Origin of the sequence: Daeguia caeni (assembly GCF_042653845.1) — a bacterium.
Lineage (GTDB): Bacteria > Pseudomonadota > Alphaproteobacteria > Rhizobiales > Rhizobiaceae > Brucella > Brucella caeni.
On record NZ_JBHSEL010000056.1, the window covers coordinates 1 to 526 of the forward strand.

Genomic DNA, 526 nt, shown 5'->3' on the forward strand with positions numbered 1-526 from the left:
CTCGACCGCCCACTGAAGCGATGATTTCCTTCATCGACGAACACCGCTCGGTGCTCGGGGTCGAGCCGATCTGCAGGCTGCTGCCGATTGCCCCGTCCACCTATTATGAAGTCGTCGCCAAGCGCACGGACGTGGGTCGCCTATCGGCCCGCGAACGGAATGATATTGCCATGAAAGTCGAGATACGCCGGGTGTTTAACGAGAACTTCCAGGTCTATGGCGTGCGCAAAGTCTGGCGGCAGTTGCAGCGAGAAGGTTACGACATCGCCCGATGCACCGTCGCTCGGCTTATGAGAATGATGGGGCTTCAAGGCGTCATTCGCGGCAAGCCAATCAAAACCACTATATCGGACAAGTCTGCCCCGTGTCCGCTCGACCGCGTCAATCGCCACTTCAAGGCTCCCGCGCCGAACATGCTGTGGTTATCCGATTTCACCTATGTCGCGACCTGGCAAGGCTTCGTTTACGTGGCCTTCGTCATTGATGCCTTCGCCCGCCGTATCGTCGGTTGGCGGGCAAGCCGAAC

The 526-nt window shown here is 58.7% G+C and carries 1 protein-coding gene and 1 other annotated feature; the gene reads left to right on the forward strand.

All coding sequences use genetic code 11. The features are described from left to right. Nucleotides 1-95, forward strand: a sequence feature (AL1L pseudoknot). This feature is flagged as partial in the annotation. Then, nucleotides 1-526 (forward strand): IS3 family transposase (locus ACFO1V_RS09350; protein WP_380075076.1); only part of this gene is annotated, 526 nt, incomplete at both ends. It overlaps the preceding feature by 95 nt.